The 9,166-nt window shown below is 40.6% G+C and carries 6 protein-coding genes and 1 pseudogene; 5 read left to right on the top strand and 2 right to left on the bottom strand.

Annotated elements, in window-relative coordinates:
- Nucleotides 1–483: 483 nt before the first annotated feature.
- The 4 genes from AC5JMK_RS08350 (at nt 484) to AC5JMK_RS08335 (ending at nt 7,073) form a co-directional block, all read left to right on the top strand.
- Nucleotides 484–1,422 (top strand): RnfABCDGE type electron transport complex subunit D, encoded by a 939-nt coding sequence (locus tag AC5JMK_RS08350; RefSeq protein ID WP_495909851.1) that lies wholly within the window; start codon nt 484–486, stop codon nt 1,420–1,422.
- Nucleotides 1,423–1,458: 36 nt separating this feature from the next.
- Nucleotides 1,459–2,826, top strand: coding sequence for a DUF2330 domain-containing protein (locus AC5JMK_RS08345; RefSeq protein WP_495909850.1), 1,368 nt, complete (start codon nt 1,459–1,461; stop codon nt 2,824–2,826).
- Nucleotides 2,827–3,032: 206 nt separating this feature from the next.
- The gene (locus tag AC5JMK_RS08340) at nt 3,033–3,668 is read left to right on the top strand and encodes a hypothetical protein (RefSeq protein WP_096675904.1); all 636 of its coding nucleotides are present in this window, start codon (nt 3,033–3,035) and stop codon (nt 3,666–3,668) included.
- Nucleotides 3,669–3,926: 258 nt separating this feature from the next.
- Nucleotides 3,927–7,073, top strand: a complete 3,147-nt coding sequence (locus tag AC5JMK_RS08335) for a GAF domain-containing protein (protein ID WP_495909849.1) — start codon at nt 3,927–3,929, stop codon at nt 7,071–7,073.
- A 49-nt stretch (nt 7,074–7,122) separates the two neighbouring features.
- Here AC5JMK_RS08335 and AC5JMK_RS08330 read toward each other — a convergent pair whose 3' ends face one another.
- A complete protein-coding gene (locus AC5JMK_RS08330) occupies nt 7,123–8,511 on the bottom strand; it encodes an RNA-guided endonuclease InsQ/TnpB family protein (protein ID WP_495909848.1) in 1,389 nt (462 codons plus the stop codon).
- A 39-nt stretch (nt 8,512–8,550) separates the two neighbouring features.
- On the opposite strand from AC5JMK_RS08330, the pseudogene AC5JMK_RS08325 reads away from it, so the two are divergent.
- Nucleotides 8,551–8,664: pseudogene (locus tag AC5JMK_RS08325) on the top strand (transposase); the annotation flags it as partial.
- A gap of 232 nt (nt 8,665–8,896) precedes the next feature.
- Here AC5JMK_RS08325 and AC5JMK_RS08320 read toward each other — a convergent pair.
- Nucleotides 8,897–9,166, bottom strand: a 270-nt coding sequence (locus AC5JMK_RS08320) for an STAS domain-containing protein (RefSeq protein ID WP_495909847.1), incomplete at its 5' end; no start/stop codon positions are given.

Here is a 9,166-nt window from a genome sequence, read left to right as displayed (position 1 = left end):
TGGTAAACAATAACTCTACTACGGAAAGCCCTCTTTATTTTGGCGAAGGTATTGCCTACAAACATTAAATTGCTCACATTTTCTACTAGTACTTCAGCACATAAGTTCTGAGAAGTTGCGAGGGGACAGATCCCTGACTTTTTAAAAAAGTTGGGGATCTTGCAGCCCATCAAAATTAATGTGGTGGACTACTACTCGCAATAATGAAAGCCTCTGGCTCTTGTTGGTAATAGACCTCTTGCAAAAATATTTTTACCCCACCCTAACCCTAAGCGTAAACGGGGAGGGAACTAAATCTTCCCCCCGTTCACGGGGGGATTGAGGGGGGTTCATTCGACTTTTGCAAGAGGTCTAATGATGCAAAAGTCAAAAAATGCATTTTTCTACCTCTTTGTGTAACAAATTCTGTAACAACGCCATAGTTTCAGCCTTTACCCGTCTAGATTAGAACAAATTTAAGGGTAATCCCTGAATTAACGGGTAATGATGTTCAACGGTATACGAGATATACGCGATTATCAAATTCTTTTTCTGTCTTTGTTCCTGGTACTGGGAATCGGCACAAGAGACTGGACATTACGATCAGAGTGGATTGCGGTAACAATAGTTACTTGTCTGTCAACACAATGGTTGTTGTCATTCCTCATTGGTCGGTTAACAGAATTTATTTATCCAGAACAAAGGATAAATGACAAGGGACAAATAACAAATCTTCGCAGTCCTTTAATTACTGCTTTGGGACTTAGTTTACTATTACGGGCTGACCATTGGACGACAATGGTATTTGCAGCAGTAGTTGCGATCGCCAGTAAGTTTGTCTTCAAAATAGGCGATAAACATTTCTTTAACCCTGCCAATTTTGGGATTATCTCAGCTTTAATACTCACTCCCGATGCTTGGGTTTCTCCGGGACAGTGGGGTGAAGATTGGTGGTATGGGTTGTTATTTGTTGGAACTGGTGGCTTGATTCTCAAAAAAGTCGGACGTTGGGACACGACAGCTGCTTTTTTGGGTGCATATGCTGTCTTAGAAGCAATGCGTAATTTTTATTTGAGTTGGACTTGGGATGTTTATTGTCACCGCTTAATGAGCGGATCTTTGCTACTTTTTGCCTTGTTCATGGTGACAGATCCTCGCTCAATTCCCAATGCTCGTATGGCGCGTGTAGTTTGGGCAATGTGCATCGCCATATTAACTTTTATTTTACGGAATTATTTTTTTCTCTCTACTGCTGTTTTCTGGGCATTATTTACCCTAGCCCCTTTGACGGTGCTACTGGATGTGATTTGGGAAGCACCTCGTTTTGGGTGGGGAGGGGGGATTGGGGACAAGGGGGACATGGATGACAAGGAAGACAACAGAGAATTATTTAACAAGTTACTTCCTAGTCCCCGTTCCCCGTTCCCTGACCTCCACAAATGAATTTAATTTTGCTTAATCACTTAAAAACTTAAATTTATGAAACACTTAAGATTCTTGATTTCGTTACTGCTGATATTTGCGATTGTATTTTGTTTTGCACCTACAGCTTGGGCTTTTTGCGGTTTTTATGTTGCTAAAGCGGATACGAAATTGTATAACAAGGCTTCGCAGGTGGCGATCGCACATAATGATGATCGGACTGTGTTGACGATGGCTAATGATTATCAAGGAGATGTGAAAGATTTTGCGATCGTTGTACCTGTACCTACTGTTATCCAAAAAGAACAAGTACGTGTCGGCAATCCTAAAATTATCGAACGTTTGGATGCTTTTAGCGCACCACGATTAGTAGAGTATTATGACTCTGATCCTTGCGCTCCTGTCTACGAAGATAGATTGTTGCAAGCTGCGCCAGCACCATCAGCAGAAAGTCAGGGACACAGAAGAAACAGCAGTCAGAATTTGGGTGTGACTGTTGAAGCACGATTTAACGTTGGTGAATACGATATTGTAATTTTGAGTGCCAAAGAATCAGGCGGGTTGGAAACTTGGCTAATTCGTAACGGTTACAAAATTCCCAGAGGAGCGAAACAGTTACTAAAGCCTTACATTCGCCAAAAGATGAAGTTTTTTGTGGCTAAAGTCAATCTAGAAAAATTTGATCAGACGGGTTATCAAAACTTGCGTCCCTTGCAAATATCTTACCAGTCGCCCAAATTCATGCTGCCAATTCGTTTGGGTATGATCAATGCTGCAACAGATCAAGATTTAATAGTTTATATTCTTTCGCCTAAAGGACAAGCAGAACTTACCAACTACCGCACCGTCAAAGTTCCTTCTGACACGAATATTCCTTTGTTTGTCAAAAACGAATTTGGCGAATTTTATAAATCTATGTTTCAAACTGCTTATACAAAAGAAAATCGGAAAGTGGGATTTTTAGAATACGCTTGGAATATGGGTAATTGTGATCCCTGTTCTGCTGAACCGCTAAACTCAGAAGAACTCAAACAAGCAGGTGTATTTTGGTTAAATGATTTCCCTCCAGATATTAATCAACCAGCACCTTTTCGTGGTTCTATTGTTTCCAACAACGTTTTTATTACTCGTCTCCACGTCCGCTACACCCGCGACAAATTTCCCGAAGATTTAATCTTCCAAGAAACATCTAACCGTCAAAACTTCCAAGGACGTTATATTTTGCAACATCCATTCACAGGTGAAGCAAAGTGTCAAGCAGGTAGAGAATACAAAAGGTCTTTAGGAAAACGCTTTGAACAAGAAGCACAAACTCTTGCTAAACTAACCAATTGGAATATTCAAGATATCCGTAAAAAAATGAACCTCAACGGTCAGGTTAGTGTTTCTTGGTGGCGAGTGCTTCTTTCTTGGATAGGACTGTAGTTTAATTGGGTATCAGGGATCGGGGATCAGGACAAAGGAGACACGGGGGACACGGGGGACATCGGGGAAATGGGGAATATTTTTGATCAATTCTCCGTGTCACCACATCTTCATCCCAATCCCCAATCTCCAATCCCCAATCCCCGATCTCAAATGCCAATTCTACGCAATACTTAGAAAAGGCTTGCTGTGTTCCTGAAAATATTATGCAAACATTGGAGGAAAACTTACGACGCTTAGTTGATGAAGCCTGTGGATATCCAGTTGGAAGTCCACAGCGTCAAAAGCGATTGACACAAATTATTCGCTTGAGTACTGGCAAACTTTGGAAAGAGAGTACACCTTATTATCAAGATGCGCTGCAACAGACGTGGTTGTACTTCTGTGCCAATGTTTGTAAAGCATATGATCCAACGCGGGGATCTGTGATTACTTGGTTGAATGCTTATTTGAGATGGAGACTGCAAGATTTTTACACTCAACAACGGGAGGAAAATGCTAAAAAAGCTCTTCCCAGTATTAATCAGTCTGCTTCTGGCGATCGCATTGAAACTATATATCCTGAAGATAAGTTACCTGCTTCTCCTGATATACCTCCAATTTTAGAAACGGTGAAGTCATGGGTCCAAGAAGATATTGATGGAGAACTATGCAGCACTCACGTTCAAGGACATCCGCATGTCAATTGTCAAGTGTTAATTTTGAAACGCTTACCACCAGAGGTAGGCTGGAAGGAGTTATCAGCAGAATATAATCTACCAGTTTCTACTTTGAGCAGCTTTTATCAACGTCAGTGCTTACCACGTTTGCGTAAATTTGCTAACAAGGAAGGATATTTATAATTCAACTTATTACTCTGTAGAGTTCATTGCTGTACATTGGTGTCAATTTAAGCAACAGAGAAGCTTTATAGTCGCAAATTTGCTTCAAGTGTTCAAGCGGACATGATATAAAAGGTAGTTGAGGTTCAGAAAACTAATCCATAAAAAACCGCACAAGTGAAGAAACCAATGCTTCCATTACAGAAAGAACCTGTCAAAAAGCCCAACAATAATTATTTTAACTTCTCCCTCCAGAGCATTTTCTCATCGATAAGAGAGATGAGCCTGCGTACAAAAATGCTTGTGTTTGCTGTAGCAATCGGTATGCTACCTGCATTAACAATTGGAGGGCTTGCTTATCGATTGGTAAGTCAATCAACAATGAAAGAAATTACGGAAACTAAGCAAGATAAAGCGAAGTTATTAGCAGATCATATAAATAATTTTCTGTATGTAAACTCTGAGGATATTCAGAGGATTTCTCAACAATTTTTTTTTGGTGATTTTCAGATACAGCAAGCTCAAAATAGACAAAATCTTGAAGCAAAATTAAAGAATTATATATCAAGTACGGGAAAAAAGTTTGAGAGTATTGCTTTATTAGACCTCAATGGTAATCTAGTTGCTGACTCGAAAGGTCAACAGATTTCTAATCAAAAAAATCAGGATTATTTTCAAGTAGTACGCAATACTGACAAGCCTTATATAAGTCCAATTTTGTCATTAAAAAAGTTAGAAAATTCCAGGATATATTTAGCTGCACCTGTTAAAGATAGTAGTACGGCGAAGACTTTATATATTGTACGGGCAGTTATGCCTATAGAATCATTAGATCAGGCACTGGCCATTTTCCAAATTAATGAAGACAATTACACTATAGTAGACTCATCAGGAAGAATAATATTTAGTAAAAAAAGATATCAATGGGGTAAGAATTTAGTAGAAGTATTCCCCGAATGGAAGCCATCGCCAATCGAAAATCAGGTAACGAGTCAAATATTTTTTGATAAAAAAGAAAATAGTCAAAAATTAGTCACCTATGTACCTCTATCAAAAATAGAGGAACTTCCGGATATTCAATGGAGATTAATATTAACTACAGATATAGATACAGCCTTTGCAAATCAAAGACAATTATTGTTAGCTTTCCAAATAGGAACTATCGCGATCGCATTCCTTGTTGGTAGTATTGCGGCAATTCTTGCTAACCGCCTGATTAGACCGATTATAGCTACTACTACCGCAGTCAAAAAATTAGCTACAGGCAGTCTAGATACACGTATTGCTATAGCTGGTTCTGACGAATTTGCAGTCTTGGGTTCTAACATTAACCAAATGGCAAATCAACTGCAAAACTTGCTGAAAGAGCAAACAGATGAAACTGAAGAATTAAAGTTATTAACAAATATTTTACACTCTCTTCGACAGTCTAGTACTTCTGAAGAATTATTCAACCTTACAGTACAACAAGCCAGACTTGCACTCACAGCAGATCGAGTTGTAATTTATCGCTTCAACAGTTGTACAGGTGGGAAAGTAATTGCCAAATCTGTTGTGACCGATTTTCCCGTAACTGTGGAAAATTCGATTCATGATGCTTGTATTTCTCCAAACTTGATTGAAGCTTACATCAAAGGTCGTGTTTCAATCGTCAACAATATTTTGGAAGCAGGCTTGAGTGCGGAACATCTCAAGTTAATGGAAAGATTACAAGTTAAAGCAAACTTAGTTGTTCCTATCATTAAAAATGAGCAATTCTTTGGCTTTTTGATTGCTCATCACTGTCGCAATACCCATATTTGGCAGCCCTATGAAGTTAATTTTTTACGACAGTTAGCAATTCAAGTCGGATTGACGTTAGAACGTGTCAGTTTGCTAGAAGTTACCCAGATTCTTAAAGATACTGCTATTAGTTTGTCTAGAGCTAATAGTTCTGAAGATATTTATCATTTAGCAGTACAAAATCTTCATCAAGCTCTAAAAGTTGATAGAGTAATTTTTTATATAATCGACGAAGATTTTTCTGGTAGTATCATTGCTGAATCAGTAGAGACGGGTTGGCCTCGCTGTTTGGGAGTAAAAGTCAATGATCCTTGTCTAGTAGATTATATCGATAAGCATCCACTGGGTGAGGTTGTTGCCATTAATGATATCTACCAAACAGATTTAAGTGATTGTTATATTCAGCAACTAGAACGGTTTGCTGTCAAAGCACATTTAGCAGTTCCAATCCTATTGGATGATCAATTATTGGGCTTACTTGTTGCTCATCAATGTTCCCAGCCACGATTTTGGCAGCAGTCAGAAATTGATTTGTTCGAGCAGTTTGCTAGAATAGTCGGTCTGTCATTAGAACGAACGAATTTATTAGAACAAGCCCAAAAAGGGCGAGCGATCGCAGAAACAGTTTCACAACAACAACGTTTACAGAAAGAACAACTAGAGTTGCAGTTACTGCAACTTATTGATCAAGTTCAGGAAGCATCCCAAGGAAATCTGACAGTACGTGCGGAAGTTTCATCCGGCGAAATTGGCACAATTGCTGAATTTTTGAACTATATCTTGGAAAACTTGCAAGAAATTATTATCCAAGTCAAACAGACTGCTTCTCAGGTAGATGTAGCGATCGCTAGTAATTTTGAAGCAATGGATCAACTCGCAGTTGAGTCTCTCAAACAAACAAAGGAAATCAGCCGGACTCTCAAAGCTGTTGACAAAATGCAGCATTCGATCATAGATGTGGCACAAACCGCCGAACAAGCAGCAGAAGTTGCTCGTACAGCCTACCAAGTTGCAGAGACTGGAGGTTCAGCAATGGATTTGACAGTTGAGAACATTATGGTTTTGCGAGAAACAGTAGACGACACTGGCAAACAAGTCAAACGATTAGGGGAATCTTCACAAAAAATTTCCCGTGTGGTGGCATTAATTAATGAGATTGCCATGAAAATTAACTTGTTAGCTATTAAAACAAAGATTGAAGCAACACATGCGGGTGAAGAAGCTCAGGGTTTTTTGGCAATTGCTCAAGAAGTAGGCATCTTAGCAGCGCACAGTAGTACAGCAACTACTGAGATTGAGGAAATTGTTGCTAATATCCAGTTGGAAACTAGTGAGGTTGTCAAAGCGATGGAATTGGGAACCACACAGGTGATTGAAGGCACTCGTTTAGTGCAAAATACCAAGCAAAATTTAAACCAAATCCTAGATGTTTGTCGTCAAATTGATCAATTGGTACACTCAATTTCCGTTGCGACTATTTCCCAGGTGCAAACATCAACAGAAGTCTCTGCACTGATGGGGGAACTCTCCAAAATATCGGATATGACCAGTAATTCCTCGCGCCAAACATCTATCTTACTAAAGCAAACTATGGAAATTTCTCAGCAATTACAACAAAGGGTGCGTACTTTTAAAGTCAGCTAAAAAGATTGCAATAGTCTCCCTCAATTAAGTGACATCCTCCTACCCTGAATCAAAGATTACAGGGTAGGCTTCCAACAGCCCGATGAAGGGTGTGTAGGATTTCCTTCGTGGTAATGTGATCCATAGTTCCAACTACGATTAACTTCCCACTACGGCGTTTTATGCTTGGGAAAATGTCCAACCCAAGCCTTTTTAGGTTGATGGCAGTATTGATATCGCGGTCAACCTTTAAAGAGTGTTGCTCATCCCAATAGTCTCTGATATTGCAATCGGTGAAAATGATTTCATCTCGATAGCAAAGAATCATTGACGAATAAGCAGGTTTTTGCGGAATGACGACTGCTCCAGCTTTTGCGGCTATGTAGTCCAGCGTCTTGAAGAAATTACCAAACGCAGCATCAGACCAAGACTTATTTAGCCCTGACTTTGCCGATTGACCATTCGGAAGAAACGTTCCTGACTCATCCTGTTTGGCTTTGTTGCGTTTAGTCAAATCGTTGAGGTTAAGGTCTTCGTGAAAAAAGACTTTCTTTCGAGTTCTCACTAATTTGTGAGCGGTTTTGTACTGAAAATCTTTACGAGAACGGGCAATCCGTTGATGCTGTTTTGCTTCTCGTTTTGCCAGTTTGCGTCGCGACTTGGAACCGCGCTTACGTTTGTTTCGCTTCGTTGAAATGCGGTCAAGCTTGGCTTGATTCTTTCTGAGTGGCTTCAGTGAGGGTAGTTTTTTACCTTCTGAGGTCGCCAGATAGACATCCTCATTCAGCACGGCATCGATACCAAGCGAGTTACCCCAAGTTGGAATCACACTATCAGGCGCAAAGTCCGGGACAGTTGGATCTTCCAACATCATCTGCATGAACCAACCATCGGCTTTCTTGGTAACACTGACTTGCTTAATGGTGAACATGGCTGGGATATGGCGGTGCATCCGAACTTTGACCACGCCCAACTTAGGTAATCGGATATACATCCAATGTTTGCGAACCAAAGAGATTTTGATTGCCTTGCCATCTGCAAACGTCATCGTTGTGAAGTCTGCAACGGTCTTGAATCGGGGCTTGCCTGACTTATTGCCGTTGCTATCTCCCACGATAAACCGCTCAAATGCTTTATCTACTCGCTTGGATACTTCCTGTAAAACACTGGCATCCACGCGAGAGAAATCAAGCAATTCACCGCTATGCCAAACTTTAACCAAATCCTGCTTCAGAGTGGGTAATTGCTTTTTCTGAGCATAGAAATTTGGCTTATCGCGTAAGTCCGCAATGCTGCTCACCAACGGGCAGGCGTTAACGCTGGTACGATTCATCTCCCACCAATCAAACCTATCTCCCAACTGGCGGTTGTACCAATAGCGAGATATTCTGAGCCATTCGTTAAGCTCTAGTTTTTGTTTAGTGTCTGGATAAAATCTGTACTGATACGTTGTCTTCATTGCGTTACGACCTTTACGCTTGACCTTCGATTCAATGAATTCTACCGAAAAGATGTCTTATGGACAAATGGCTACTTTATTGCATCTTGTGGAGGAGTGACGGTTGAGCAGCTTAAACAGTACATCGAAGAACAAGACCGACCTGTTGAGTAGCGCAGGAAATTGTTCGTTTCGTCGCAATTCCCCTCCCTCGCTATGCCTTCGGCAGGCTGCGCCAACGCATAGGTCGGGGAATTCTCCTCAACTCACGAGGCAACCGCCGCCACACCAAATCAAAAATTATGGTGTGGGGACTCCCGCCTGCCTAGCTAGTCTCGCAATTTCTCCCGACACCGAAGTCCCCAATTTCGGTGTCGGGAGGAATTGCGGGTTTGTGCTGACTTACTTAGCTAGCTATGCTACGAGGTACACCTTCTAAAGCTTCTTGCTCAGTTTCAAAGATTTCAAATACCGTATCCATCATTGTCACTTCAAAAACCAGTTTGGCTTCTGGGTGAACATTACAAATACGGAAACTACCCTTAACTTTGTCAGCATCGCGCATTCCTGCCACCAAAGAAGTTAAACCAGAACTGTCAACAAAATTGACTTGACCAAGATTTACAACCCACATTCCGCACTTCAAATTGAAGTACAAAGAGATTACATCATGAGA

It is taken from the genome of Pelatocladus sp., assembly GCF_059505505.1.
The sequence above is the reverse complement of the archived record's forward strand: the minus strand, read 5'-3'. Positions and strand labels throughout refer to the sequence as shown.

Excerpts from the sequence above, each read along its gene's own strand:
- AC5JMK_RS08340 (WP_096675904.1), top strand. The coding sequence starts at position 3,033 with ATGCAAACATTGGAGGAAAACTTACGACGCTTAGTTGATGAAGCCTGT.
- AC5JMK_RS08335 (WP_495909849.1), top strand. The coding sequence starts at position 3,927 with ATGAGCCTGCGTACAAAAATGCTTGTGTTTGCTGTAGCAATCGGTATG.
- AC5JMK_RS08350 (WP_495909851.1), top strand. The coding sequence starts at position 484 with ATGATGTTCAACGGTATACGAGATATACGCGATTATCAAATTCTTTTT.
- AC5JMK_RS08330 (WP_495909848.1), bottom strand. The coding sequence starts at position 8,511 with ATGAAGACAACGTATCAGTACAGATTTTATCCAGACACTAAACAAAAA.
- AC5JMK_RS08345 (WP_495909850.1), top strand. The coding sequence starts at position 1,459 with ATGAAACACTTAAGATTCTTGATTTCGTTACTGCTGATATTTGCGATT.